Here is a 24,836-nt window from a genome sequence, read left to right as displayed (position 1 = left end):
GAAATCGGGATGAATAGAGCCAGATAGTGACCCCGCCCCCCTGAATCGGGGATGAACCCTTGACCGGGCAGGCCGATGGGGCAAAGCTCAGGGAAACTCTTCAGGCAATAAGGATGTGACTGTGCCGAATCGCGAACTGACCCTGCAATTTCTGGCCGAACCCTCTGACGTCAATTTCGGCGGCAAGGTGCATGGCGGCATGGTGATGAAGTGGATCGATCAGGCGGGCTATGCCTGCGCCGCGGGCTGGTGCGGCGGCTATGCAGTGACCGTCTATGTGGGGGGGATCCGCTTTTTGCGCCCCATCCAGATTGGCCAGCTGGTGGAGGTGCATGCTCAGGTGATCCACACCGGCACCACCAGCATGCATCTGGCGGTGGATGTCTACAGCCGCCACCCCACCGAGACCGAGCGCCACAAGACCACCCACTGCATCATCATCTTTGTGGCGATGGATGAGCAGGGCAAACCGACCCCGGTGCCCCAGTGGCAGCCGCTGAGCGAGAGCGATCTGCAGTTGCAGCAGTACGCCAAAAAGCTGATTGCCCTGCGCGAGGAGATCGACAAGGAGATGCGCCAGCACCTCTGACCTTCGTGGCTCACAACCCGACAGAGCGGGCGCTTTCGGCCAACGGCGGCGCCCCTGTATAATCCCCCCTTTTCCCGCAACCGGAACCCTGCCCATGTCACTGGAAACTGCCCCGCCCGAGGTGAAACTCGCGGTGGATCTGATTGAACTGCTGGAAACCAATGAGCTGGCCCCCGAACTGGTGCTGGCGGCGCTGGCCATCGTAAAAAATGACTACGAGCGCAAGCTGGCGGAGGGGAAGGATCACTGATCCCTCCCCGCACTTTTTCCGCCTTATCTTTCCGACTTCAATTGTTCCCCACAGAAGTTTTTCCCCGCATAGCCACTCACTGCGGCCCCATCACCTCGTCGCACAGGGCGATCAGGGCGGCACTCAGGCGGCTGAGCGGCTCGCCCCCATCCTTTGCCGCATGGAGCGCCAGCTCCACCGATGCCACCTTGGGCCACTGAGTCAGGGCCAGCTGATCGGCGGGCATCAGCCGTTTGGGCAGCAAGCTCACACCAATGCCTGCGCTCACCGCCCCCTGCAAACTGGCGAGACTGGCGCTGACATAGGCGACACGCCAGCGCCGCCCCAGACCATCGAGCGCCTCGGTCATCTGCTGGCGATAGAGCCCTTCGCTCGGGAAGGCAACCAGCGGCAGCGGATCACGCCCCTTGGCCGGCCAGTCGCGACTATCGACCCACACCAGCGGCTCACGCCAGCTGGCGAGCGGCGAGCCCTGTCCGCGCACCTGCTTGACCAGCGCCAGATCCAGCTCCCCCGCCGCGAAGCGCTGCCAAATGTGATGGCTCAGGCCGCTCTCCACCTCCAGCCGCACCTCGGGATAGTCGCGGGCAAAGGCGGCCAGCACCGGGGTGATGGCTCCGGCGGCGAAATCCTCCGGCACCCCGAGGCTGAGGGATATGCTTCCCTCGCTCACCTGCTCCTCGGCCTGAGCCAGCAGCGCCAGAATGCGGCGGGCCAGTCCCAGCAGCTGCTCCCCCTCGGCCGTCGCCACCACCTGCCGACCGGAGCGATCCAGCAGCGGGCAGCCAATCTGCTGTTCGAGCCTGCGCATCTGCTGGCTGATGGTGGATTGGGTCAGGTGGACCCGTTCACCGGCCCGGGTGAAGCTGCCGGTGTCGATAATGGCGACAAAACTGCGCAGTAACAGGGGATCCAGCATGGGTTTCTCCATTTATAAAACCACTGAAACTCATTTTATCATTTAATTTCCAAATGGTTTGTTTCGCCGCTAGGCTGGCATTTGTTTAGTCAAATCAGGGTTTTTCATCATGTCTGCGCCCCTTGGTGCCTCTGCCAACACCCGCCCGATCTGCTCATCAACCACCCTCCCGATTCATCAGCGCTGGCTGGAGCAGGCGGTGCAACTGGCCAGAGCCAATCACCGGCAGGGTGGCCGCCCCTTCGCCGCCCTGCTGGTACGCGATGGTCAGCTGGTGGCGAGCGCGGTCAACGGTATCCATCTGGATGGGGATCCGACCCGTCACGCCGAGCTGGAGGCGCTGCGCAAGGCAAGCCAGTGCGGGCCGCTCGCGGGTGCCACCGTCTACGCCAGTGGTCACCCCTGCCCCATGTGCCTCGGCGCGCTGGTGATGAACGGCATCGCCGCCGTCTACTACGCCTTTGATAACGCCGATGCAGCCCCGTTCGGCTTTGACAACACTGACGCCTATCAAAAGCTGGGGCTACCGCTGGCACCGCCTCCTCTGCCGCTGGTCAAGCTGGCCGTCCCCCTGACGGCGGCGGATCTCTACGGCTCCCAGTTACAACAAGCCACACAAGCAGCGCCTGATCATGAGTAAGGGGACTTTCGAACGCCAGGCAGAGGCGCGCCGCCAGCAGTTTGCCCTGCTGGTGCTGGTGATCCTAATTGGCCTGAATCTGCGCCCCTTTCTTACCTCCATCGGCCCGCTGAGCGGCGAGATTGGCCGCGCCCTGTCGCTCGGGATGGATACCCTGGCCTGGCTCACCCTGCTGCCACTGTGGCTCATCGGGGTCGGCGTGCTGCTCACCCCGCGCCTGCGCAGCCTTGCCAGTGCTACCACCCTGCTGGGGCTGGCCCTGCTGCTGCTCGCGGCGGGCAGTGCCCTGCGTTTTGATGCCCAGAGCGGCGCCCTGCTGATCACCACCGCCGCCCTCTGTGGCCTGGGTTCGGCGCTGGTGCAGGGAGTGCTGCCCGCCCTTATCAAGCAGCACTTTGACCGCAAGGTGCCGCAAGTGATGGGGATCTTCTCTGCCTGCATGATGGGGGGCGGCGCGCTCGGTGCCAGCCTTACACCACGACTGGCGGCGAGCCTCGACTGGTCGCAGGCACTGGCACTCTGGAGCCTGCCGCTGCTGCTGGCTCTCGCTTGGCTGGGGTGGAAAGTGCGTCTGCCAAGCACCGCGGCGGTCGCGATCCCCCACGGCGAGCAGCGGCTGATCACCCTGCCCCGCAGCTGGTTGCTGATCGTCTGCTTTGGCATCATCAACAGCGGTTACGGCATAGTCGTGGCCTGGCTGGCACCCGCCTATATGGCGAATGGGTGGAACGCTGCGCAGGCTGGCGAGCTGGTCGCCTGGCTGGCACTGGCGCAGACTGCCAGCGGCCTTGGCTTGCCGCTACTGGCGGCGCGCAGTCTGGATCGGCGGCCGTGGATGGGGCTGGCGATTGCCATGCAGCTGGCAGGATTTGGCGGCCTCTGGCTGGCGCCAGCCAGTGCCCCGATTCTCTGGTGCATGCTGTGCGGCGCCGGTCTTGGCGGCAGCTTTTCCCTCATCATGGTGATTGCGCTCGATCACCTGCCCGACCCGCGCCGCGCGGGCACCCTGAGCGCCCTGATGCAGGGCTTCGGCTTTATGCTGGCGGCCACCGGCCCCTGGGTGGCGGCACAGCTCTATCACTATGTGGGCGACTTTGCGGCCGCCTGGCAGTGGCAACTGGGAGGATTGCTGCTGATGAGCCTGCTGGTAGTGCGCCTCGACCCGCGCCACTACCCTCGCGTCATGGGGTTACCGACCACCAGCGAGCCAACCCTTTCGGCGCCCCGCCCAACCGACTCTGCGACCCAAAGCAACACACCGGCCTGAGGCCGGTGTGTTGGAGATAACCGTGTTGGGGATTACAAGGTAGGCTGATGCCACTCAGGGGAGCAACTCAGCGCCCCTTCTTCTGCCGTCCGCTGTTAGCAGTGCGCGGCTTGCCAGCGGCCGGTTTGCCCCCCTTGCCGGGTGCCCCTTTGCCTGCACTGCCCTTGCCAGCGCCGCCCTTGTTGGCAGCACCTTTGCCCGCGCCCCCCTTGCCCACCGGCAGCTTCTTCTCGAAAGCTTCCGGGCCCGGCACATTGGGACGACCGCCAATCTCGTGATCGTCATCGCGGCGCGGCTTCTTGCCTTGGGCCGGCTTGGCGGTTGGCGCCGCTGGGGCCTTGGCCGCCTTCGGTTTGTCGCCTTTGGCCGGTTTCACCTCGGAGGAGGAGTCCTCAATCAGCTTGAACAGATCGATCAGCTCATCGTCGGTCAGATCGCGCCACTCGCCCACCGGCAGCCCCTTGAGGCTGACGTTCATGATGCGAATGCGCTCCAGCTTGGTCACTTCAAAACCGAAGTGCTCGCACATGCGGCGGATCTGGCGATTCAGCCCCTGCACCAGGGTGATGCGAAAGACGAACGGCGCCTCTTTCTTCACCTTGCACTTCTTGGTCACAGTACCGAGGATCGGCACCCCGGCCGCCATGCCGCGCACAAACTCATCGGTCACCGGCTTGTCGACGGTCACCAGATACTCTTTCTCGTGATCGTTGCCCGCCCGCAGGATCTTGTTGACCAGATCGCCGTGGTTGGTGAGGAAAATCAGCCCCTGCGAATCCTTGTCGAGACGCCCGATGGGGAAGACCCGGGTGCTGTGGTTGACGAAATCGACGATGTTGTCCTTCTCGCCCGCCTCTGTGGTACTCACGATGCCAACCGGCTTGTTGAGGGCGATCAGCACCAGACTGTCCGCCTCGCGCGGCTCGATCACCTGACCATTCACCTTGACCAGATCGCCAACCTGCACCTGATCGCCAATCCCGGCGCGCTTGCCGTTGATAAAGACATGGCCCTGCTCGATAAAGCGGTCGGCCTCGCGGCGCGAGCAGATGCCGCTCTCGCTGATGTATTTGTTCAGGCGCATGGATTCGTTAGCCAGCATGGGTCACCTGCCACAGGGTCTGGGCCACGCCCGGTTGTGCCATCGGCTGTGCCGGGGAGGCTGTCTGCTGCATCAGCCAATTCACTACGTCAAAGTTCTGCATACCATTCCATCTTCAAAAAAGGCCAATGCCAGCTTATTCATCAAAAAACGCCGCTACAGTAGCATAATAGCCCCCTCTCAGGGGCAGATAGTTGCAAGGTCGCAGCGCCCAAGCGGGCATCCGCGAACAAGTTCACGCCGCCAGATGGCCCGCGATGCAACCGTTGAACGGCCAGCCTGATGCCAACGGCGTGATCAGGCGCCCACAGCCAGCGCGGCAGAATGCCATCAACTATACATATCACCTTGTTTCCATTAGGCTTTAAGCCGGTTGGCTGCGCCCAATGTGCTGCGCCAAACTCGCCCGCCCAGAGGCGGCCCCCCCCCTCTATCGCCAAGGATTGCACCATGCTGGCTCACACTCGCCGCCTTGTTCGCCGTGCTCTGCTGACCCTGTTGCTGCTGTTGCTGACCGCGTGGGCGGTGATTGCCTACTTCGCCTGGCAAGCAGCGCCGCTGCAACTGTGGCACACAGTGGTGCCCCCAGAGCTCAGCGCCGATGAGCTCGATAACAGCGACTGGCAAGCCTATCTGACCCGCGAAGCAGAGCTGTTCGAGCTGGTGGCCACCGAGGTGGTCGCCAAGACGCCGCCGGAGCAGCAACTGGCCAGCAATCGCTACTATCAGGACGCGCCCATCAATCCCGCCCGCTTTCAGCAGAACTGGAACCGCTCCTACCTGCTGCGCCCCGAGGGGGAAATCAAAGGGGTGGCGGTACTGCTGCACGGCCTGACCGACTCCCCCTATAGCCTGCGCCATCTGGCCAGACGCTATCAGGAGCAGGGCTTTATCGCGCTGGGGCTGCGGATCCCCGGCCACGGCACCGTGCCCGCTGGCCTCGTGGATGTGGATTGGGAGACCTGGCTGGCCGCTACCCGACTTGCGGTGCGGGAGGCCAGATTGCTGGCACCGGGCAAGCGGCCGCTGCATCTGGTGGGCTTTTCCAACGGCGGCGCGCTGGCGGTGAAATATGCGCTCGATGCGTTGGCCGACCCGAGCGGCACGCTGGCAAAACCGGATCGGCTGGTGCTGATCTCCCCGATGATCGGGGTGACCCGCTTTGCCCGCTTCGCCGGGATCAAGGCCGTGCCTGCCCTGCTGCCCGCCTTTGCCAACGCAGCCTGGCTCGACACCATGCCGGAGTTCAACCCGTTCAAATACAACTCGTTTCCGGTCAACGGGGCGCGCCAATCCTATCGCCTGACTCACGCCATCCAGCAGCAGGTGCGCCAGCTGGCCGCCAGTGGCGAGCTGGCGGCGTTTCCCCCCGCCCTCACCTTCCAGTCGGTGATGGACTACACCGTCAGCACCCGCTCCATCATTGCCGATCTCTACCACTACCTGCCGGCCAACGGCAGCGAACTGGTGCTGTTTGATATCAACCGCAGCACCCTCTTTGGCCCGCTGATGAGCTCGGCCTCCGAGCTGGCGCTGCACCGCTTGCTGCCAAACGCCCCTCAGCACTATCGCCTCACCGTGGTGGGCAATGTCGACCCCGCCTCCCCCGCAACGCAGGCCAGAACGCTGGCCAGCGCCGATCAGCCTGAGCAGCTCCGCCCGCTGGGCATCGACTATCCCAAGGAGATCTACTCCCTCTCCCATGTGGCGCTCCCCTTCCCGATGGACGACCCCCTCTATGGCATGGCGGCACGCCCGGAGCAGCGGGAGCAATACGGCATCAATCTCGGCGGTCTGGCCCTGCGTGGCGAGCGCGGAGTGCTGATCGTCAACCCCGGCGCCCTCACCCGCACCTCCTCCAACCCCTTCTACCCCTATCTGCAGCAGCGGGCGATGGAGACCCTCACCGCCCCTCCCGTGGCTCGGTCTGCAGCCGTAACCCCTGCCAGCAGCGGTCAACCTGATGCGGCCTATCAGGCCGAGCTGGAGCAGTTTTTACAGGAGAGCGACGAGAGCAGCGCGCCTTTCTAGGGTGTTTCTGGAGTATCGGCAAAGAGCCACTGGCGCTGGGTCGATGGCGATACAAGAAAGGGGCCGTCAATTGACGGCCCCTTTCTATTGATGATGGCGATGGGAGTGATGGCTTGGTGGGCTCAGGGATAGATGCTGACTTCTATCAGGTTCTGGTCCGGATCGAGGAAGTAGATGGATTCTATCGGCCCACAGGCACCGCTTTTGGTCACAGGCCCCTCGACAATCTCCACCCCGTGGCAGGCAAGCTGGGCCATCACCTGCTCCAGCGGCCAGCGGGTGATAAGGCAGACATCTCCCGACCCCACCTGCGCCCGATTGCGCGGCTCCTGCCCCAGCAGTTGCAGATTGATCTTCTGGTTGCCAAACCCTACCGCCCGGCGCCCCGCACCGAAGGTGATGGCCTCCATATTGAGCACCGAACTGTAAAATTCCACGGCCCGTTCGATATCACTGACCGTCAATACCAGATGGTCGATATGGCTGATCATGGTTACCTCCTGGTGGTGATCTGGCTGATGTGACCGACATATGCCCGCAAACATCCGACTGTCGTCGCCACAGCGGGCAACCCCATCTTACCCGGCAAGGGAGAGCCCATGTGTGCCGTGGCGCGCAAAGCGAGCGCAAATGATCTGGTCAAATAAATTCGCGTTACTGCACCGCTGCGCACGCTTTATCCCGCTGGGCCAGCAGGGCTTCATCATCACTGTCCATTGCCGCCAGAATCGCCTGATTGCAGGCACGCTCCGCCAGCTTGGCCGGACTCTGTTTGGCATCCCCTATTTCGGCGATAAGGGGCCGATAACTGACGGCCGCCGAGCAGTACATGGTGCGAAATTTGGGCAGTTGCCAACTGCTGTCATCCTGCCGGGTCAAGTCATCGCACAGCTTGTGAAACAGGGCGGACGCCTTGACCGTGCACTGGCTAAAACGCCGCACATCCTGCTCGTAGGGACGACAAACGCTCGGCTGCTGGATCTGCCACAGCTGAAAAGAGAACGGGACTGACTCCCCCTCATACTGCACCACCAGCGTCTTGGCCTCGGTGCCATAGATATCCGCAACCTGCTGCTGTACCAGATTGAGATAAGCCGAAAAAAGATAGGAAACCGGATCCATCACCACCTCCCTGTGGTTGTCACTGCCGGGCTTTATTACCGAAAACCGGGGCGATTTTCAAACGAGTAACAGGCGACAACAGCTTACTGATTTGGTTGGAAAAAATGATACTCTTCTCGCCACCCTCATGTACAACGTTCAAGGCTAAAGTGCGATGCAACAATGCGGTATTTATGAACAGCTCATTACTCAACTGCTGACATCTCGACTCGACCGCGCGCGCTTTTACGTAGGGGAACGCCAACTTGAACCTGCCGAAGCGGCAGTTTGGTTATCCAGATTTCTGAGCCGGGTTTTGGAATATGCGGTGGGTTCGGTCACTGGAGAGGATCAGCTGCAACGGCAGATCGAGCTGGCTAACCAGTTATTGCTTTGGCTAAAGGATCGCACCCAAGACCCAGACTTTATTGGCGAGAACCTCATCGATAGTCAGGGGAAAATTCTGACCGCGCTTTACCAGTTGGATAACCCCATCTCCGCCAATTTAAAGCAATATGCCGAGGATATTTTCCCTCTGACAGGTCTCACTCAGAGCGAACTGTTTTGTGGCAGCAATGCGGGTTTGTCGATGGAGTCGGAGATTAAACGGGAGATATTATCTGCAGATAACATCTGCTGGCTGGTCTCATTTATCAAATGGGCAGGTATCCGGATTTTCCGTCATGAGCTGGAAGAGTTCACTCGCAGCGGCCGCCAATTAAAAGTAATTACTACCTCTTATATGGGAGCGACCGATGCCAAGGCAGTTGAATTTTTAGCCAACCTCCCAAATACCGAAGTCAAACTCAGCTATAACACCCAGCGCGAGCGGTTGCATGCCAAGAGCTATCTCTTTTGCCGAAATACCGGCTTTCATACCGGCTATATAGGTTCCTCCAATCTCTCTCACTCTGCCCTCACCAGCGGCTTGGAGTGGAACCTAAAAATCACCTCGCAAGAGATCCCTCATATTATCGAGAAATCCCTGAGTACCTTTGAAACCTATTGGGAATCCGATGATTTTGAGCTGTTTGATGGCAAGCTGGAAAGCCGTACAAAATTGCAGCATGCACTGCAAGAGGCCCGTGGGGATGTGGACAAAAATAGCCCTGCCTATTTCTTTGATATCACGCCGTTTCCCCATCAACTGGAGATCCTTGAACAATTGGCGATGGAGCGCGCTTTACACCAGCGCTTCCGTAACTTGGTGGTTGCGGCCACCGGTACAGGGAAAACCCTGATCTCCGCTTTTGATTTTGCGCGTTTTCTGAAAACCAAACCCGACGCCAAGTTCCTGTTTGTCGCCCACAAAGAGGAGATCTTGCGCCAAGCATTGGCCTCGTACCGCGGTGTGCTCAAGCAATCCAATTTTGGCGAACTCTTAGTCGGCGGCGCCGTGCCAACCCACTACCGTCAACTATTTGCCTCGGTGCAATCCTTGAATAACCAGCTGGCTAATTTACGTCTTAGCCCAGATTATTTCGATTACATCGTCATTGATGAGGTTCACCATATTGCGGCAGCCAGTTATCGCGGTCTGCTCGCCGCCTTTGAACCTCACATTCTGTTGGGATTAACCGCAACGCCAGAGCGCCATGATGGCGGTGATATTCTTGCCGACTTTTGTGGTGTCATCGCAGCAGAGATCCGCTTGCCCGAGGCCATCAATCGTCGCCATCTCTGTCCGTTCCAATATTTTGGTATCGATGATGATACTGACTTGCGCCAAGTGGCTTGGAAAAATGGCCGTTATGACATCACTGAGCTCACCAATATTTATACCCACAATCAGCAGCGGGTACAGAAGATAGTCCAGAGCCTCAATGAGATCGTCACCGATATTACCAAGATCAAAGCGCTGGCATTTTGTGTGAGCCGTGAACATGCCGACTTTATGTGCAAGACATTTTTATTGAAGGGCATCAAGGCTGACATCCTCACTAGCGATAACCGAGACGAGCGGCATAGTAAACAACAATATTTGCGCACTGGGGTTATCAATATTCTCTGCGTGGTGGACATCTTCAACGAAGGGGTTGATATCCCGGAAGTCGATACCTTACTGTTTTTACGACCAACGGAAAGTCTCACCATCTTCTTACAGCAATTAGGGCGCGGCCTGCGGCTGGCGAGCGATAAAGAGTGCTGCACCGTGTTGGACTTTGTTGGCAATGCCCGTGCGGAGTATGACTTTGCCCAGAAATTCCGGGCACTGGTGGGCAAAACCAACAAGGCGATCAGCCACGAAATCAAACAGGGCTTCCCTCACGCCCCCTTGGGCTGCCGCATCGAACTCTCAAAACAAACCCAAGAGTTAATTCTGAGCAATATCAAAAAGGCGACCCTCAATACCTCGCGCCTCATGGGCCTGATCCGCCGTTTCTCACTGGATTGTGATTTACCGCTGACGCTGGCGAACTTTTTGAAGTTCTACCCTCACATCAGCCTTGAGGAGATCTACAAGCGCGGCAATTGGAGCACCTTGGTCAAACAGGCCCGCAACCATACCATTTCTGAAATGAGCGATGAGAAGCTGTCGACCCTCTACACCCGGGCCATCAAAACCCGGCTATTGGGCTGCGATGCGCTCCATTACTTGAACTTCTTACAAACCTTGGTGGCAGACGCCTTTACCTTAACGGCCGAACACGATGAACGTATGGCCTTGATGTGCCATTACGACTTCTGGCAACAGAGCGGCCCCAATGCAGGCTTTAGCTCCTTGGCGCACAGCCTGAAACAACTCAATCAACCAGAGTTAAGGGCCGAGCTGGCAGATCTGTTGCCCATGCTGCTCAACCGGGTGCAACACGAACAAAGCGCCATGCCAAACCTTCCCGGTAATCCGCTGCAACTGCATGCTCGCTATGCCAGAGAGCAGGTGCTGGTTGGCTTTGGCGCGACCACCTTCGCGCAGCAACCCACGGCTCGCGAAGGGGTCTATGTCATCGCAGAGCAAAATATCGAGTTGCTGTTCGTGACCTTGAACAAAACGGAACAGCACTTCTCCCCCACTACCCGTTATCACGACTACGCCATCAACGAGTCGCTGTTTCATTGGCAGAGCCAAAACAGCGCTCGCCCAGAACGGGGTAAGGGGCTGAGTTACATAAACCACAGAGCAGAAGGTAAGCGCTTGTTTCTGTTCGTTCGTGAGCAGAGCAAAGATGAATTTGGCCGCACCCTTGGCTTTGTGAACTTTGGTGAGGTGGAGTACGTATCCCACACTGGCAGCCAACCGATGAACATTAAATGGCGTCTCACTACTCCGATGCCGCCATTTATGTGGAAAGAGGCCGCCAAACTGGCTGTTGGTTAGTAAGGCTTCTCACCCGGTGGGAAGATGACGTAAAACCCACCGGATTCTCGCCCAAAACCCCGGCTAAATTATCCAGTTGCATAATAACCATGCGGCCTTGCGGTTGTTTAACTGGCCCTAACGTCAGATAATACCGCCCGCCTTCAAACCCCGATAACCCGACTTTCAGTGACGGTAATTGATGACTGAGTACCTGCTTTTATTGATCGGCACCGTGCTGGTTAACAACTTCGTGCTGGTGAAATTCCTCGGCCTCTGCCCCTTTATGGGGGTCTCCGGCAAGCTGGAAACCGCCATCGGCATGGGGCTGGCGACCACCTTCGTGATGACCCTTGCCAGTGCCAGCTCCTATCTGGTGGAGCACTATATCCTGCTGCCGCTGGATATCGCCTATCTGCGCACCCTCGCCTTTATTCTGGTGATCGCCGTGGTGGTGCAGTTTACCGAGATGGTAGTGCGCAAGAGCAGCCCGACTCTCTATCGCCTGCTGGGGATCTTCCTGCCCCTCATCACCACCAACTGCGCGGTGCTCGGGGTGGCGCTGCTCAGCATCAATGAGCGACACGACTTTATCCAGAGCGTGATCTACGGCTTTGGCGCCGCGACCGGCTTCTCGCTGGTGTTGATCCTGTTTGCCGCCATGCGCGAGCGTCTGGTCGCCGCCGATGTACCCGCGCCGTTTCGCGGGGTGTCGATTGCCATGATCACCGCCGGTCTGATGTCGCTGGCCTTTATGGGCTTTACCGGCCTTATCAAGATATAACCATGATCCATATTCTCTTTGCCATTCTGGTGCTCACCCTGCTGGCGCTGGCGTTCGGGATTATCCTGGGCTTTGCCGCCGTCAAGTTTCATGTGGAAGCAGACCCCATCGTCGATCAGCTCGATGCCCTGCTGCCCCAGACCCAGTGTGGCCAGTGCGGCTATCCCGGCTGCAAACCCTACGCCGAGGCGCTCGCCAACGGCGATCAGATCAACAAGTGCGTACCCGGTGGCGAGGCCACCATGCGCAAGATTGCCGATCTGATGGGGGTCGAGCCCCAGCCACTGGGGGGCAGTGACGAGGCCGCAGTGCCGGTCAAGAAGGTCGCCTTTATCCACGAAGATCAGTGCATCGGCTGCACCAAGTGCATTCAGGCCTGCCCGGTGGACGCCATCGTCGGCGCTACCAAGGCGATGCATACCGTGATTGCCAACGAGTGCACCGGTTGCGATCTCTGTGTCGATCCCTGCCCGACCGACTGCATCGAGATGATTCCGGTGCCCACCACGGTCGATAACTGGAAGTGGGATCTCAATAACGTGCATGTTCCGGGCAAGATTCCGGTCAAGATTGTGGAATAAACAGCGGAGCAACCATGCATTCCTTACTCGAACGTATCAAAGCCGGCACGCTCTGGGACTTTCACGGTGGCATTCACCCCGCCGACAACAAGCTGCAATCAAGCCAGAGCCCGGTGGTAGACGCCGGTCTGCCGCCACGCCTCATCATTCCGCTGCGCCAGCACGCAGGCCCCGCCGGTGATCTGCTGGTTCAAGTGGGCGACAAGGTCAAAAAAGGGCAGCCGCTGACCCGTTATGCCAAGGGGCGGGTCGTCCCTGTCCATGCCTCCACCTCCGGCACCATCACCGAGATTGGCAACCACACGGTTGCCCACCCCTCCGGACTCGGCGATCTCTGCGTCATTCTCACCCCGGATGGGGAGGATGAGTGGGGCGAGCGCAATGGCAAAGCCGATTACTGGAATCTGGAGCGGGGCGAGCTGCTCGAGCGCATCCAACAGGCAGGGGTAGCGGGCCTTGGCGGCGCCGTATTCCCCACACACAGCAAGCTAGATGGCCGCGGCCAGCTCACCGAGATCCTGATCGTCAACGGGCTGGAGTGCGAACCCTATATCACCACCGACGATCGGTTGATGCAGCAGTATGCCGACGAGATCATGGATGGCATCCGGGTGCTCAAGCACCTGCTCAAACCGAAACTCACCCTGATCGGGGTGGAAGACAACAAGCCCGAAGCGATCGAGCAACTGACTCGCCACGCCACCGATGAAGATGTGCTGGTCAAGACGGTGCCGACCAAGTACCCCTCCGGCGGTGCCAAGCAGACCATCGAGCTGCTCACCGGCCGTCAGGTACCCAAGGGGGGCCGCGCGGTCGATATCGGCATCATGGTGCTCAACGTCGCCACCGTGTTTGCCATCAAGCGCGCCATTATCGACGGCGAGCCGCTGATCGAGCGGATCGTCACCCTCACCGGCGACAGCTTCAAGAAACCCGGCAACGCCTGGGTGCGCCTAGGTACGCCGGTGCGCTGGCTGTTGCAGCGTTTCGAGCTGCAACCGGAAGCGGAGCAGCGGGTGATCATGGGAGGCCCCATGATGGGCTTTACCCTGCCCCACGCCATGGTGCCTGTGGTCAAGGCCACCAACTGCCTGCTGGCGCCGACGCAGGCCGAACTGCCCGCCCCCGGCCCGGAGCAGCCCTGCATCCGTTGCAGCGCCTGTGCCGATGCCTGCCCGGCCACCCTGCTGCCGCAAGAGCTCTACTGGTACAGCCGGGCCAAGGAGTATGACAAGGCCGAGAAGCTCAACCTGATGGACTGCATCGAGTGCGGCGCCTGCGCCTGGGTCTGCCCGAGCGAGATCCCGCTGGTGCAGTACTACAAGATCGCCAAGGACGACATTCGCGAAGCCCGCGCCGAGGCCGAAAAAGCCGAGCGCGCCAAACAGCGTTTCGAGGCCAAGCAGGCACGCTTCGAGCGGGAGAAAGCGGCCCGCGAAGCGCGCCATGCCGAAGCCGCCGCCCAGCGCCGTCAGACCATGACGGCCGCAGGCGGGGAGGATCCTGTGGCAGCGGCACTCGCCCGCATCAAAGCCAAGCAGGATGCGCCCATCACAGCCATTGCCGCCACCGCAGAGGGCTTGCCTGACAACAGCGCCGTGATTGCCGCCCGCGAAGCCCGCAAACGGGAAGCGGAGGCGCGCCGCGCCGCCAAACTGGCGGAAAGCGCAAACAGCGAAACAGCCGCTGCGCTGCAATCCACCGAGGCGGTTGACCCCGCCAGCGATCCCAAGAAAGCAGCCATCGCTGCCGCACTGGCCCGCGCCAAGGCCAAGAAAGCCGCTCAGGCTGGCGAGAGCGCCGAGCCTGTGACTGCCGAAGCCGTTGCTGCCCCTGCGGTAGATGCTGATCAGCAAAAGGCAGAGGTTGATCCGAAAAAGGCAGCGATTGCCGCCGCCATTGCCCGTGCCAAAGCCAAAAAGGCCGAAGCCAGTGGCGAGCCGGTAAGCGCAGCCAACAGCGCGGCAACTGAACCAGACACCCAAAGCGATGCGCCCGTCGATCCCAAGAAAGCGGCTATCGCTGCAGCCATCGCTCGTGCCAAGGCCAAGAAGCTGGCCCAGCAGGGTGACAGCGCTGAGGACGATCTGACAGACACCGCCGGCACCAGCGAAACGGCTGCAACCCAAAGCGATGCGCCATCTGCGGCCAGCGAAGCGGTTGATCCCAAGAAAGCCGCTATCGCCGCTGCCATTGCCCGCGCCAAGGCCAAAAAGGCAGCCCAGCAGGGCGAGAGTGCCGGTGCTGAAGGTGCGCTGAGTGAGCCTACTGCCAGCGCACAGACCCGCGACGTGGCGGTAGCCAAGAGCGAAGTAACCACCAGCCAAAGCGATACGGCAGCAAGCGAAGCGGTCGATCCCAAGAAGGCCGCTATCGCCGCTGCCATCGCCCGTGCCAAGGCCAAAAAACTGGCCCAGCAGGGCGCAAGTGCCGGTGCTGAGGGTACGCAAGGTGAGCTATCAGCAAGCGCGGAGACCCGCGACGTGGCGCTAGCCAAGAGCGAAGTAACCACCAGCCACAGCGATACGGCTGCAAGTGCAGCGGTCGATCCCAAGAAGGCCGCTATCGCCGCTGCCATCGCCCGGGCCAAGGCCAAAAAACTGGCCCAGCAGAGCGCAAGTACCAGTGCTGAGGTAGAAAATGCCGGAACTGAGGGTGAGCGCGCACCGGCCGAGCCGATGCAAAGCGATGCAGCCAGCAGTGAGCAACCACTTGCCGTCACTGCCGCGCCTGAAGCGAGCGCCCCTGTGGCTGATGCCCCGGTTGATCCGAAAAAAGCGGCCATTGCAGCCGCGGTGGCCCGCGCCAAGGCGAAGAAGCTGGCGGCCGAGGCGGCCAGAGCAGCAGAGACTGCCGCGGAAGATGCCCCGTCAGCCGACCGAACAACCACAAGGTAATCGACAGACTCATGTTCAATATTGCGACTGCGCCGTTTGCCCATAACCGCAAACAGACCCGAACCCTGATGCTGCTGGTGATCCTGGCCTGCATGCCGGGCTTGCTGGCCCAGACCTGGTTCTTCGGCTGGGGCTCCTTTATCCAGATCCTGCTGGCGCTGGTCACTGCGCTGCTGTGCGAGGCGCTGGTGCTCAAGCTGCGGGGCCGCGCCATCAAGCCTGCCCTGATGGATGGCAGTGCGGCGGTCACCGCCGTGCTGATCGGTCTCTCCCTGCCGCCGCTGCTGCCGTGGTGGATGCTGGTGGTGGGCACTGCCTTTGCCATCATTGTCGCCAAACACCTTTACGGCGGACTGGGTCAGAACCTGTTCAACCCGGCCATGGTCGCCTATGTGCTGCTGCTGGTCTCCTTCCCGGTGCAGATGACCAGCTGGCTGCCGCCGGAGAGCGTGCGCGCCTACAGCCTCGGCTTTGGTGATGCGGCGTCGGTGATCTTTACCGGCTTTAGCCTCGACGGCTACAGCATGGCCCAGCTCAAGCAGGGGGTGGATGGTCTCACCATGGCGACCCCCCTCGATACCCTGAAAACCGGCCTGACTCAGGGTCTCACCACCGGCGAGATCCTGAGCGGCCCGCTGTTTGAGGGTTGGGGCGGAATCGGCTGGAGCTGGGTCAACCTCGGCTATCTGCTGGGCGGCCTGTTCCTGCTGCAACAGAAAGTGATCAACTGGCGCATTCCCACCGCGATTCTCGGTGCCCTGCTGGCGGCCTCCACCATCGGCTATCTGGTAAGCCCGGATGCGACTGCCACGCCCATGTTCCATCTCTTTAGCGGCGCGACCATGCTGGGGGCCTTCTTTATCGCCACCGATCCGGTCAGTGCCTGCACCACGCCGCGCGGCCGACTGGTCTATGGCGTGCTGATCGGGGTGCTGGTCTACATCATCCGCCGCTTTGGCGGCTATCCGGATGCATTCGCCTTCGCCGTGCTGCTGGCCAACCTTTGCGTACCCTTTATTGACAGCCTGACTCGCCCGAAAGTGTATGGAGCCCGTCGCCAATGATGTTTCTGCCCTTTTCCCCCATCACAGCTGACGGAGCCCGTACATGTTAAAGAGCATGCGCAAGAACGGCCTTATTCTGGCGATGTTCGCGCTCGGCTGTACCGCGCTGGTGGTACTGACCAACGAGTTGACCAAGGATAAAATCGCCCACCAGCAGCAGCTGGAGAAGCAGCAGACCCTCTCGGTATTGCTGCCAGAGGGGAGCTATGACAACGATCTGGTGGCCAGCTGCAAGCAGGTGACCAGCAGGAAGTATCTCGGCAGCGATCAGCCGCAGGCCCTCTATACCGCCAGCAAGAATGGCGTGGTAACCGGCTATGCGCTGGAGGCGATCGCACCGGATGGCTACAGCGGGGCGATCCGCATCGTGGCGGGCTTTGATGCCAAGGGCACCATCACCGCCGTGCGTGTGCTCGCTCACAACGAGACCCCTGGCCTTGGTGACAAGATCGAGCTGAAGAAATCGGACTGGATCAACAGCTTTGCCGGAAAATTCCTGACCCATGACAACGAGCCCCAGTGGGCGGTGAAGAAAGATGGCGGCGAGTTCGATGCCTTTACCGGCGCCACCATCACCCCGCGAGCCGTGGTCAAGGCGGTGAAGAACCTGCTTAAACTGCAGCAGGAGCAACCCGAACTGCTCAGCAACGCCCCGGCTTGTCCGGCGGCGAACTAACGGAGTCGAGCCATCATGAACCAGATGGAACAGATTGAAACGGGCGCAACCCCGATTGCCGAGCTGGAAAGCCGCAAGGGCGAGCTCAAGGAGCTGATGAGTCAGGGGCTGTGGAAGAACAACCCCTCGCTGGTGCAGGTGCTGGGGCTTTGCCCGACCCTTGCCGTCTCCTCCACCTTTACCAATGCGCTGGGGCTCGGCCTTGCCACCATGGCAGTGCTGGTCTGCTCCAACCTCGCGGTCTCGCTTGTGCGCAACTGGGTGCCGAAGGATATTCGCATTCCGGTCTATGTGATGATCATCGCCTCGCTGGTGACCAGCGTGCAGCTGCTGATGAACGCCTACACCTATGGCCTCTATCAGGCGCTCGGCATCTTTATCGCCCTCATCGTCACCAACTGCGTCATCATCGGCCGCGCCGAGGCCTATGCCTCCAAGAACCCGCCGCTGCTGGCGGCCCTCGACGGCCTGATGATGGGCCTTGGCTTTACCCTGGTGCTGCTGGTACTGGGCGGCATGCGCGAGATCATCGGCATGGGCACCCTGTTTGATGGCGCCGAGCTGCTGCTGGGCGAGTGGGCCAAATCCCTGCGCATCGAGCTGTTCCACGCCGATGCCAGCCTGCTGCTGGCGATTTTGCCGCCGGGCGGCTTTATCGGGCTGGGACTGCTGATCGCCGCCAAGAACGCCATCAACGACTGGCGTGATCGCAAACAGGCAGCCACAGTGGCCCACTGCAACGTTGCCCCGGCTCGCGTCCGGGCGACCGAGCTATGATCGGACGCAAGGCATGAACAACCAGAAACGCAGAGAGATCCTCGAGCGGCTGCGGGCAAACAACCCCAACCCCACCACAGAGCTCAACTTCAACTCGCCGTTTGAACTCCTGATCGCCGTGCTGCTCTCGGCGCAGGCGACCGATGTCAGCGTCAACAAGGCGACCGACAAGCTCTATCCGGTGGCCAACACCCCGCAAGCTATGCTGGATCTCGGGGTGGACGGGCTCAAGGAGTACATCAAGACGATTGGCCTCTTCAACACCAAGGCCGAGAACGTCATCAAGACCTGCGCCATCCTGCTGGAGCGCCACGGCGGCGAGGTGCCGGAGAATCGCGAAGCGCTGGAAGCCCTGCCGGGAGTCGGCCGCAAGACCGCCAACGTGGTACTCAACACCGCCTTTGGCTGGCCCACCATCGCCGTCGATACCCATATCTTCCGGGTATCGAACCGCACCGGCTTTGCGGTAGGCAAGAACGTGGATCAGGTGGAGGAGAAGCTGCTCAAGGTAGTGCCCGCCGAGTTCAAGCTGGATGTTCACCACTGGCTGATCCTGCACGGGCGTTACACCTGTCTGGCTCGCAAGCCCCGTTGTGGTTCCTGTATCATCGAGGACTTGTGCGAATACAAAGAGAAGGTCTATCCCGAGAACTGATAGCCTCGCAACCGAGATTGAAAGCAGTACACATCACCAACCCGGAGAACTGAGCAATGAGAATTCTGCATACCATGCTGCGTGTCGGCGATCTGCAACGCTCCATCGACTTCTACACCCGCGTCCTTGGCATGAAGCTGCTGCGCAAGAGCGAGAACAGCGAGTACAAGTACACATTGGCCTTCGTCGGCTACGGTGACGAGAAAGATGAAGCGGTGATCGAGCTGACCTACAACTGGGGGGTGAGCGAGTACGAACTGGGCTCAGCCTACGGCCACATCGCGCTGGAAGCGGACGACATCTATGCCACTTGCGATGCCTTGCGTGCCGCCGGTGCCAAGATCACCCGCGAACCGGGCCCGGTCAAGGGCGGTACCACCGTCATCGCCTTCGTCGAAGATCCGGACGGTTACAAGATTGAACTGATCGCCAAGAAAGATGCCGGTACTGGCCTAGGTGACAGCTTCTAAGCTGCCCTAATCCCACTGCCGAATGGCAGGATCAAAAAAGAGCGCAGACGCGCTCTTTTTTATGCTTCTCTGACCGGGCCGCAAAGCTAGATCTCGCCATTGCGCCCCATGCTGATCACCACCCGCCGGTTCTTGGCACGACCCTGTTCGGTTTCGTTGGAGGCAACATGCTGCTTCTCGCCATGCCCCTCCACCGAGATCTTGCCAGGATCGATCCCCAGATCGACAAACACCTTCTTGATGGCATCGGCCCGCTTCTCGGAGAGTTTCAGGTTCGGCCAGCGGCCGCCATAGCTGTCGCTGTAGGCATCGATCACCACCACGTCGATGCTCTTGTCCGCCTTGATAAACTCGCTGATCATCGCCAGCCGCCGCTTGGAGGGGATGGAGAGCTGATCGCTGTTCTTGTCGTAGGTAAGCACGCTAAAGGCGATATCGTTGAAGCTGTAGGGCAAGAGCCCGCTCAGACAGTCGATAAAGGCCTGATATTTCACCCGAAAGTTGACTGACGAGAGGGACACTCGCACCGCGCGGTTCTGGCGATACCAGTCCCGATACTGGAAGGTCGGCATCCGCCCCCCCTCCAGCTCGTCGAGCATGGTCCAGGCGGTTTGCCCCTCCACCAGCCCATCAAACTGCTGATAGAAGCGCAGCTGGCTCACTTCTCGCCCGGCAATCCCCGGGCGCCATACCGGCGGCATGATGCCAAGGCTCACCGTCTGGGTCTGGGCCTGTGGCCGCTTGCCCTTGAGCTCGAAGTCGAGGTTTATCTTGCGTCCGGCGCGGCTGACAAAGGCCCCCGTTCCCCAGTTGGGAATAGGGTGCTCGAGGCGACACTCAATCTGGGTATCGGAGGTCAAACGCCAGACGGATTGATCCAGACCGGCACCAAATTCGGTGACCCCAGCCTGTAACTGCATACTCACGGATATGCTGACCAACCCCAACACCCAAGCGTTCAATTGCTTGTCCTCCACACGATCTCACAAGAGATATCGGCGGCAAGAGGCCAAGCTTTAGCGACAAACTGCAAAGGCGTGCCGTTGGTGTGGCAAAGGCTTGCCCCTCAGCGGCAACCGACCGAAAGCGGCGCTTATTCCCCCCTCTTAGCTCCGTGCCAACCGGCAGGAAGCTCGCTACAGTAAAGCCAGGGCAATCAGACGCCGCTTATCGGGAACCACACTCATGCACCGCTCTTGCTCCTCTTTATTGCAGATGTTGTTGCCAATGCTGCTGGCGCTATCCGGCAGCGCCGTCAAGGCCGCAACACAGGATCAGGAGTGGGCACAAGAGCGCGCCAATGCGGTGCTCTCGCTGATGACCTTCACCGTGGTGCCCGACATCACCGCCAGCAACCTCGATATCGGCAGCGGCACCAATCAATCTGCCGCCCTCAACATGACCCAGATCGGTGGCGGCGCCACCATGAGCGAAGCCGTGCCCATCTATCTGGAAGGGGCGATCGGCTTTAGCCGCTACGATCCCCAGTTTGTGGTGAGCAACGGCACAGAGAGCCGCACCCTCCCGACCAAGTGGAACAGCCTGACCGCCTCTGGCGGGATCGGCTGGGATATCGCCCTCCATGAAGACCCGCGCGGTGGCCACTGGGTGCTGCGCCCCATCGCCAACGTCTCGCTCGGTACCATGGCCAGCGATCTGCGGATCGGCAACTGGCTGCTGGAGCGCACCAAGGGCTACTCGCTGGATTTTCTCGATGGTGGGCAGCTCAATATGTACGGACTGGGATGCTCGCTGATGCTCGACTACGAGCTCTTTTCAAAGGCGCAGGATATCGATGTCGAAGTGCGCTACTCCTACCAACACCTGCAAAGCTTTGGCGGTACCTCGACCAGCGTCCGTGGTCACGCCGAGGCGGAGAACCTCGGTCTCTATCTGCGCCGCCGGGCCCCGCTGTTCCACTGGACCCTGCTCGACAGACCGGTGCGTTATGTACTGGAGGGGGCCCATACCGCATATCTGGGGGAGCAGCGGGGGTTGCTTGGCTTTGACTCCCTCAACTCCATCGGCGCCGGTCTGGAGCTGGACAGCAGCAAATACGACATCATAGTCACCCGTACCCGGCTGGTTGCCCGCTATATGTTCAGCCACAACACCAGCGGTTATTCCATCGGGTTGGCCATGAGTTTCTAAGTCGTTATTTTTGCCTGACAAAAGTGGGCAATCCTCAGTGAAAGCACAGTAACACACCAGATAATCACGCCCTATTGACGGAGGGTTTATTTATCCTGACCCTTTCATATGCCTCACCACCCCGTCATATCAGGTAAAAATATCCACCTGCTGGTAGGCTAATTCCCCCCTCACACACCGAATATTGGAGTTTTTTGTCTGTGTATTTACGGCGCGCAATGGCTGATTGGCCCTTGATATCGCCAGCCTGTGCCATCATGCAACATAGGAAATACTCTACTCCCGGCATTGCAGCCCTATGGCCAACTTTATCGACACCCATAAGGAACCATCCCGGATGGTCCCCCATCTTTTGCACAGTGACTTGAACTGCACCTAACCTATTGTTTTAAATGATTTATAGTTTTTCATATTTTATGAATCCAATTAATCCTGTTTTATTTTACTTACATCACCCGACTGCTAAATTTGGCGTCATCCCGGCAGGGCGAGGCGCACTGAAACGACTGACTGCGGGCTACCGATAACAGGTGTGCAATGAGCACAGAAATAACGTTCAGGCATAGCAACCGTTATTTTGACGACATCACACTTGCTAATCCTTGTTGATTTGAGGTTATCTGATGAAAAAAACGCTGCTTGCTCTCTCTGTATTGGTCATGACCGGAACTGCATATGCAGGGGTGCCTGATTTATCCGCCAGCTGTCCTGGACATATTAATCTTCGCATCGAAGATGGCACGGCTTATATCAATAACCAGCAAATTCCACTTAAAAAAGTGAATTCAAATTTCTACGAGGCGAGCAAGGGGCGCACCACCCTCTCCATGGTGAAAAATGGCGACTGGGGCATCACCTATTTTGTCAAAAATGGCAACAGCGGCGCCTGCCAGCTCAATGACGATGAGAACGATGACGACGGCGATGATGAGAGCGCCAGCAGCAGTGCCTACAACGGTAGCACTGCGCAAACCAAGGTTGCCGAGAACGCCTGCATGAACGCCGTCGCCAGAAAAGCGGGCGTCAGCCGCAGCAAACTGACCCTCGACTATGTGGCCGACTCCCAGGCGGGGATGATGATTGATATCAAAGGGCCCCATGACCGGCTCTGGCAATGCCTCACCGACGCCCGCGGCCATATTTCAGGCATCAATCAGGACTGATTTCGAGCCACAGCTCAGCGGGGCTCACACCTACTGTGGGGGCTCCACCCCTTATCCATTGCAATTATTTGATACAGGTAAATGAAGATGAAATCCAAACAGACTCTTCTCAATGTCGCCCTCGGTTGCCTGCTGGCGGTCGGTATCTCCGGCTGTGCCGTGGCCAAAACCCATCACGGCCACAAGACCCATGCCCAAGCGCACGCTCAGGAAGGGGCCGTGCAGTATGGCGACGAGAGCCCGTGGGCTGGCAACTATAAAGCGGTCACTGACGATGGCCGCACCGTGGCCGAAATTCACGTCGATACCACAGGGGAGACCTATATCGATGGCAATCAGGTCAAACCAAGCCACAGCGGCAGCGACTACCTGAAATTCAAGCAGGAGACCATCACTTACACCCTGCGCAAAAGCGGTGCCAGCTGGAAAGACAGCGATGCCGGCACCAGCGGCCGCATCCTGTTCGATTGATAATCCCGACACCGGCCTTGCCAGACACCAAGCCCCGCCAAGGGGCTTTTTTGCACCTGCGATTTACCATCAACCACAGCCCGCCCCGAAAAATCCAGCCTTGTCACAGAGTTAGTGCAATCTGTCACATATTCCTGTTGATGAAATTGTTAGGATGGTTCAGTTCGGCGCCCAATTATCCGCATGAAACCATGATGTCGATTGCCAGCCGCACTGGCTGGGTGATCACGGCGCCCGGAATGGAAATGACCTGCCGAACGCCAGCCAAGTATTTGCGCCGCCAGTTACACCACAGGGATAGAGATTTTTGCCATGGCCAAGTTTTTGAATACCAGCGCAACCAACTATTTTCTTGAAGAACTTATCAAAGATGCCAAAGAACGTCTGATCCTGATCAGCCCCTTCCTCAAGCTCAACGACAGGATCAAGGAGCTGCTCACCGACAAGAACCGCCTCAAGATCGATGTGCGGATCGTCTATGGCAAAAGCGAGCTGCAACCGGAAGAGATCAGCTGGCTCAAAGAGCTCACCTATATCCGCACCAGCTTTTGCAAAAACCTCCATGCCAAGTGCTATCTCAATGAAGAGATGTGCATTGTCACCAGCCTCAATCTCTACGAGTTCAGTCAGGTCAATAACAACGAGATGGGGGTATTGATCCAGCGCTCGGAAGATCATGACCTTTACCGTGATGCCTATGATGAGGCACAACGAATTATTCGGGTCAGTGATGAAGTCCGCATATCACTTGAACGGGTTGTCAGTGAAGCCGAAACCCAACAGCCTTCTGCTAACGAAAATGAGTCAGCCACTGAAAAACTGACCTCATCCAAACTGGCGCAAAAATGGGGGCTCAAAACCAATGAGTTGCTGGAAAAAATGGTGACTCACGGCTTGCTTGAGCTGCGTGACAGCAAGCATTACCTCACAGCGAAAGGCAAAGAGGAAGGAGGGGAGTTTAGAATGAGCCCCAAATTTGGCCCCTATTTCCTCTGGCCAGAGGCCATGAATCCCCTCTAATTCACAGACTGGATAAATGTGAAATGGACTTCACTCCCGTTATTGCGGTTCTGCTGGGCCAGTTCTGGTATCTGCTGCCCCTGTTGTTGATTGCCACCCTGATCAAAACGCCCAGGTTCAAGGGGATTGTTGGGGAGACATTTATCAACTTGGGCATCCAGCTTTTTCTCGACAAGCGGGAGTACCACCTGCTCAAGAACGTGACCCTGCCGACCCCGCAGGGCACTACCCAAATCGATCATGTGATCGTCTCGCGCTTCGGGCTGTTTGTGATCGAGACCAAGAACATCAAGGGGTGGATATTTGGCAATCCAGCCAACAAGAGCTGGACCCAGCAGCTCTATCGCCGCAGACATACCTTTCAAAATCCCCTGCGCCAAAACTATCTGCACCTGATGACGCTCAAATCCTTGTTGGGTCTTGCTGATCATCAGCTCCATTCGATTATCTACTTTATTGGCGACTGCACCTTTAAAACCCCCATGCCGGATAACGTGATGAACCGTGGGCTTATTCGCTATATCAAGAGTAAAACCACGCAGGTGTTGACCCCTGCCGAAGTCACCAGAGTGATCGACACCATCCAGCGGGGACGACTGGCCGCCAATTGGCAGACCCATAAACAGCATGTGGCGCAGTTGAAAGCACGTCACAGCGAGGTTCCCCACCCACCTTTATCCGTAGCTGCAATGCCTGTCGTCAATCAGGTGGTGAACGCCGCGCCAACCATCACCGAATCGCTCACCCAAGCAAATCCACTATGCCCCAGATGCGGCAACCCGATGGTATTGCGTACCGCCAAACGGGGGGATAACCGAGGCAATCAGTTTTGGGGATGTAGTGAATACCCCAAATGCAGATTCATTGTAAATCTGACGGGGAACAGCAAGGCATGAACTGCCACACAAGGGGAAACTCACTCTGACATCA

Annotated in this window: 24 protein-coding genes; 19 read left to right on the top strand and 5 right to left on the bottom strand. The window is 59.1% G+C overall.

The window, feature by feature from the left end; genetic code table 11:
• Window positions 1-121: 121 nt before the first annotated feature.
• Together ACTG27_RS03090 and rsmS are read left to right on the top strand one after the other, a co-directional pair.
• Window positions 122-589 (top strand): acyl-CoA thioesterase, encoded by a 468-nt coding sequence (locus tag ACTG27_RS03090; RefSeq protein WP_041208541.1) that lies wholly within the window; start codon window positions 122-124, stop codon window positions 587-589.
• A gap of 94 nt (window positions 590-683) precedes the next feature.
• Window positions 684-839 (top strand): pleiotropic regulatory protein RsmS, encoded by a 156-nt coding sequence (rsmS, locus tag ACTG27_RS03085; RefSeq protein WP_005337582.1) that lies wholly within the window; start codon window positions 684-686, stop codon window positions 837-839.
• 76 nt (window positions 840-915) lie between these two features.
• Here rsmS and ACTG27_RS03080 read toward each other — a convergent pair whose 3' ends face one another.
• A complete protein-coding gene (locus ACTG27_RS03080) occupies window positions 916-1,758 on the bottom strand; it encodes a LysR family transcriptional regulator (RefSeq protein ID WP_439979074.1) in 843 nt (280 codons plus the stop codon).
• Window positions 1,759-1,867: 109 nt separating this feature from the next.
• Between ACTG27_RS03080 and ACTG27_RS03075 the strand changes: the two genes are divergently transcribed.
• Together ACTG27_RS03075 and ACTG27_RS03070 are read left to right on the top strand one after the other, a co-directional pair.
• On the top strand, window positions 1,868-2,398 hold the full coding sequence (locus ACTG27_RS03075) for a nucleoside deaminase (protein WP_439979073.1): 531 nt from the start codon (window positions 1,868-1,870) through the stop codon (window positions 2,396-2,398).
• Window positions 2,391-3,665, top strand: a complete 1,275-nt coding sequence (locus tag ACTG27_RS03070; RefSeq protein WP_439979072.1) for a cyanate transporter — start codon at window positions 2,391-2,393, stop codon at window positions 3,663-3,665. The genes ACTG27_RS03075 and ACTG27_RS03070 overlap by 8 nt, the downstream gene beginning before the upstream one ends.
• A gap of 67 nt (window positions 3,666-3,732) precedes the next feature.
• On the opposite strand, the gene rluF is transcribed toward ACTG27_RS03070, so the two are convergent.
• Entirely contained in the window at window positions 3,733-4,767 is a 1,035-nt protein-coding gene (gene rluF / locus ACTG27_RS03065) for a 23S rRNA pseudouridine(2604) synthase RluF (protein ID WP_439979071.1), read from the bottom strand.
• A 450-nt stretch (window positions 4,768-5,217) separates the two neighbouring features.
• Here rluF and ACTG27_RS03060 point away from each other — a divergent pair, with 450 nt between their 5' ends.
• On the top strand, window positions 5,218-6,798 hold the full coding sequence (locus ACTG27_RS03060; protein ID WP_439979070.1) for an alpha/beta hydrolase: 1,581 nt from the start codon (window positions 5,218-5,220) through the stop codon (window positions 6,796-6,798).
• Between the two features lie 122 nt (window positions 6,799-6,920).
• Here the strand turns inward: ACTG27_RS03060 and ACTG27_RS03055 are convergent, their stop codons facing one another.
• Together ACTG27_RS03055 and ACTG27_RS03050 are read right to left on the bottom strand one after the other, a co-directional pair.
• Window positions 6,921-7,289, bottom strand: coding sequence for a VOC family protein (locus ACTG27_RS03055; RefSeq protein WP_043825666.1), 369 nt, complete (start codon window positions 7,287-7,289; stop codon window positions 6,921-6,923).
• Window positions 7,290-7,452: 163 nt separating this feature from the next.
• A complete protein-coding gene (locus ACTG27_RS03050) occupies window positions 7,453-7,920 on the bottom strand; it encodes a hypothetical protein (RefSeq protein WP_075115198.1) in 468 nt (155 codons plus the stop codon).
• 154 nt (window positions 7,921-8,074) lie between these two features.
• On the opposite strand from ACTG27_RS03050, the gene ACTG27_RS03045 reads away from it, so the two are divergent.
• The 9 genes from ACTG27_RS03045 (at window position 8,075) to gloA (ending at window position 19,101) form a co-directional block, all read left to right on the top strand.
• A complete protein-coding gene (locus ACTG27_RS03045; protein WP_439979069.1) occupies window positions 8,075-11,218 on the top strand; it encodes a DUF3427 domain-containing protein in 3,144 nt (1,047 codons plus the stop codon).
• Window positions 11,219-11,399: 181 nt separating this feature from the next.
• The gene (rsxA, locus tag ACTG27_RS03040) at window positions 11,400-11,981 is read left to right on the top strand and encodes an electron transport complex subunit RsxA (RefSeq protein ID WP_005337600.1); all 582 of its coding nucleotides are present in this window, start codon (window positions 11,400-11,402) and stop codon (window positions 11,979-11,981) included.
• A 2-nt stretch (window positions 11,982-11,983) separates the two neighbouring features.
• Window positions 11,984-12,562, top strand: a complete 579-nt coding sequence (rsxB, locus tag ACTG27_RS03035; protein ID WP_005350799.1) for an electron transport complex subunit RsxB — start codon at window positions 11,984-11,986, stop codon at window positions 12,560-12,562.
• 14 nt (window positions 12,563-12,576) lie between these two features.
• Entirely contained in the window at window positions 12,577-15,459 is a 2,883-nt protein-coding gene (gene rsxC, locus ACTG27_RS03030; RefSeq protein ID WP_439979068.1) for an electron transport complex subunit RsxC, read from the top strand.
• Window positions 15,460-15,470: 11 nt separating this feature from the next.
• Entirely contained in the window at window positions 15,471-16,523 is a 1,053-nt protein-coding gene (gene rsxD, locus ACTG27_RS03025) for an electron transport complex subunit RsxD (RefSeq protein WP_307895127.1), read from the top strand.
• Between the two features lie 43 nt (window positions 16,524-16,566).
• Window positions 16,567-17,199, top strand: coding sequence for an electron transport complex subunit RsxG (gene rsxG, locus ACTG27_RS03020; RefSeq protein WP_005359614.1), 633 nt, complete (start codon window positions 16,567-16,569; stop codon window positions 17,197-17,199).
• Window positions 17,200-17,214: 15 nt separating this feature from the next.
• Window positions 17,215-17,976: an electron transport complex subunit E gene (locus ACTG27_RS03015; RefSeq protein ID WP_005350792.1), complete on the top strand. Its 762-nt coding sequence runs from the start codon at window positions 17,215-17,217 to the stop codon at window positions 17,974-17,976.
• Window positions 17,977-17,989: 13 nt separating this feature from the next.
• Entirely contained in the window at window positions 17,990-18,631 is a 642-nt protein-coding gene (nth, locus tag ACTG27_RS03010; protein ID WP_439979067.1) for an endonuclease III, read from the top strand.
• Window positions 18,632-18,687: 56 nt separating this feature from the next.
• Window positions 18,688-19,101 carry a lactoylglutathione lyase gene (gene gloA, locus ACTG27_RS03005; RefSeq protein ID WP_005347113.1) on the top strand — a complete coding sequence of 138 codons (414 nt, stop codon included), beginning with the start codon at window positions 18,688-18,690 and terminating at the stop codon, window positions 19,099-19,101.
• An 86-nt stretch (window positions 19,102-19,187) separates the two neighbouring features.
• Here the strand turns inward: gloA and ACTG27_RS03000 are convergent, their stop codons facing one another.
• Window positions 19,188-20,063: a flagellar protein MotY gene (locus ACTG27_RS03000; protein ID WP_005337611.1), complete on the bottom strand. Its 876-nt coding sequence runs from the start codon at window positions 20,061-20,063 to the stop codon at window positions 19,188-19,190.
• Window positions 20,064-20,286: 223 nt separating this feature from the next.
• Between ACTG27_RS03000 and ACTG27_RS02995 the strand changes: the two genes are divergently transcribed.
• The 5 genes from ACTG27_RS02995 (at window position 20,287) to ACTG27_RS02975 (ending at window position 24,802) form a co-directional block, all read left to right on the top strand.
• Window positions 20,287-21,252 carry an autotransporter domain-containing protein gene (locus ACTG27_RS02995; RefSeq protein WP_201912212.1) on the top strand — a complete coding sequence of 322 codons (966 nt, stop codon included), beginning with the start codon at window positions 20,287-20,289 and terminating at the stop codon, window positions 21,250-21,252.
• A gap of 623 nt (window positions 21,253-21,875) precedes the next feature.
• Window positions 21,876-22,415 carry a hypothetical protein gene (locus tag ACTG27_RS02990; RefSeq protein WP_439979066.1) on the top strand — a complete coding sequence of 180 codons (540 nt, stop codon included), beginning with the start codon at window positions 21,876-21,878 and terminating at the stop codon, window positions 22,413-22,415.
• An 87-nt stretch (window positions 22,416-22,502) separates the two neighbouring features.
• Window positions 22,503-22,886 carry a hypothetical protein gene (locus ACTG27_RS02985; RefSeq protein WP_042056543.1) on the top strand — a complete coding sequence of 128 codons (384 nt, stop codon included), beginning with the start codon at window positions 22,503-22,505 and terminating at the stop codon, window positions 22,884-22,886.
• A gap of 312 nt (window positions 22,887-23,198) precedes the next feature.
• Complete coding sequence (locus ACTG27_RS02980; RefSeq protein ID WP_439979065.1) at window positions 23,199-23,906, top strand: phospholipase D family protein; 708 nt, start codon at window positions 23,199-23,201, stop codon at window positions 23,904-23,906.
• A 23-nt stretch (window positions 23,907-23,929) separates the two neighbouring features.
• The gene (locus ACTG27_RS02975) at window positions 23,930-24,802 is read left to right on the top strand and encodes an NERD domain-containing protein (protein ID WP_439979064.1); all 873 of its coding nucleotides are present in this window, start codon (window positions 23,930-23,932) and stop codon (window positions 24,800-24,802) included.
• Window positions 24,803-24,836 lie beyond the last annotated feature (34 nt).

It is taken from the genome of Aeromonas sp. 97A (genome assembly GCF_051919185.1).
Taxonomy (GTDB): domain Bacteria; phylum Pseudomonadota; class Gammaproteobacteria; order Enterobacterales; family Aeromonadaceae; genus Aeromonas; species Aeromonas veronii.
The sequence above is the reverse complement of the archived record's forward strand: the minus strand, read 5'-3'. Positions and strand labels throughout refer to the sequence as shown.

Bases quoted from the DNA above. Each gene is read 5' to 3' on its own strand.
- rsmS (WP_005337582.1), top strand. From the start codon at position 684: ATGTCACTGGAAACTGCCCCGCCCGAGGTGAAACTCGCGGTGGATCTG.
- ACTG27_RS03080 (WP_439979074.1), bottom strand. From the start codon at position 1,758: ATGCTGGATCCCCTGTTACTGCGCAGTTTTGTCGCCATTATCGACACC.
- ACTG27_RS03075 (WP_439979073.1), top strand. From the start codon at position 1,868: ATGTCTGCGCCCCTTGGTGCCTCTGCCAACACCCGCCCGATCTGCTCA.
- ACTG27_RS03070 (WP_439979072.1), top strand. From the start codon at position 2,391: ATGAGTAAGGGGACTTTCGAACGCCAGGCAGAGGCGCGCCGCCAGCAG.
- rluF (WP_439979071.1), bottom strand. From the start codon at position 4,767: ATGCTGGCTAACGAATCCATGCGCCTGAACAAATACATCAGCGAGAGC.
- ACTG27_RS03060 (WP_439979070.1), top strand. From the start codon at position 5,218: ATGCTGGCTCACACTCGCCGCCTTGTTCGCCGTGCTCTGCTGACCCTG.
- ACTG27_RS03055 (WP_043825666.1), bottom strand. From the start codon at position 7,289: ATGATCAGCCATATCGACCATCTGGTATTGACGGTCAGTGATATCGAA.
- ACTG27_RS03050 (WP_075115198.1), bottom strand. From the start codon at position 7,920: ATGGATCCGGTTTCCTATCTTTTTTCGGCTTATCTCAATCTGGTACAG.
- ACTG27_RS03045 (WP_439979069.1), top strand. From the start codon at position 8,075: ATGCAACAATGCGGTATTTATGAACAGCTCATTACTCAACTGCTGACA.
- rsxA (WP_005337600.1), top strand. From the start codon at position 11,400: ATGACTGAGTACCTGCTTTTATTGATCGGCACCGTGCTGGTTAACAAC.
- rsxB (WP_005350799.1), top strand. From the start codon at position 11,984: ATGATCCATATTCTCTTTGCCATTCTGGTGCTCACCCTGCTGGCGCTG.
- rsxC (WP_439979068.1), top strand. From the start codon at position 12,577: ATGCATTCCTTACTCGAACGTATCAAAGCCGGCACGCTCTGGGACTTT.
- rsxD (WP_307895127.1), top strand. From the start codon at position 15,471: ATGTTCAATATTGCGACTGCGCCGTTTGCCCATAACCGCAAACAGACC.
- rsxG (WP_005359614.1), top strand. From the start codon at position 16,567: ATGTTAAAGAGCATGCGCAAGAACGGCCTTATTCTGGCGATGTTCGCG.
- ACTG27_RS03015 (WP_005350792.1), top strand. From the start codon at position 17,215: ATGAACCAGATGGAACAGATTGAAACGGGCGCAACCCCGATTGCCGAG.
- nth (WP_439979067.1), top strand. From the start codon at position 17,990: ATGAACAACCAGAAACGCAGAGAGATCCTCGAGCGGCTGCGGGCAAAC.
- gloA (WP_005347113.1), top strand. From the start codon at position 18,688: ATGAGAATTCTGCATACCATGCTGCGTGTCGGCGATCTGCAACGCTCC.
- ACTG27_RS02995 (WP_201912212.1), top strand. From the start codon at position 20,287: ATGCACCGCTCTTGCTCCTCTTTATTGCAGATGTTGTTGCCAATGCTG.
- ACTG27_RS02990 (WP_439979066.1), top strand. From the start codon at position 21,876: ATGAAAAAAACGCTGCTTGCTCTCTCTGTATTGGTCATGACCGGAACT.
- ACTG27_RS02985 (WP_042056543.1), top strand. From the start codon at position 22,503: ATGAAATCCAAACAGACTCTTCTCAATGTCGCCCTCGGTTGCCTGCTG.
- ACTG27_RS02980 (WP_439979065.1), top strand. From the start codon at position 23,199: ATGGCCAAGTTTTTGAATACCAGCGCAACCAACTATTTTCTTGAAGAA.
- ACTG27_RS02975 (WP_439979064.1), top strand. From the start codon at position 23,930: ATGGACTTCACTCCCGTTATTGCGGTTCTGCTGGGCCAGTTCTGGTAT.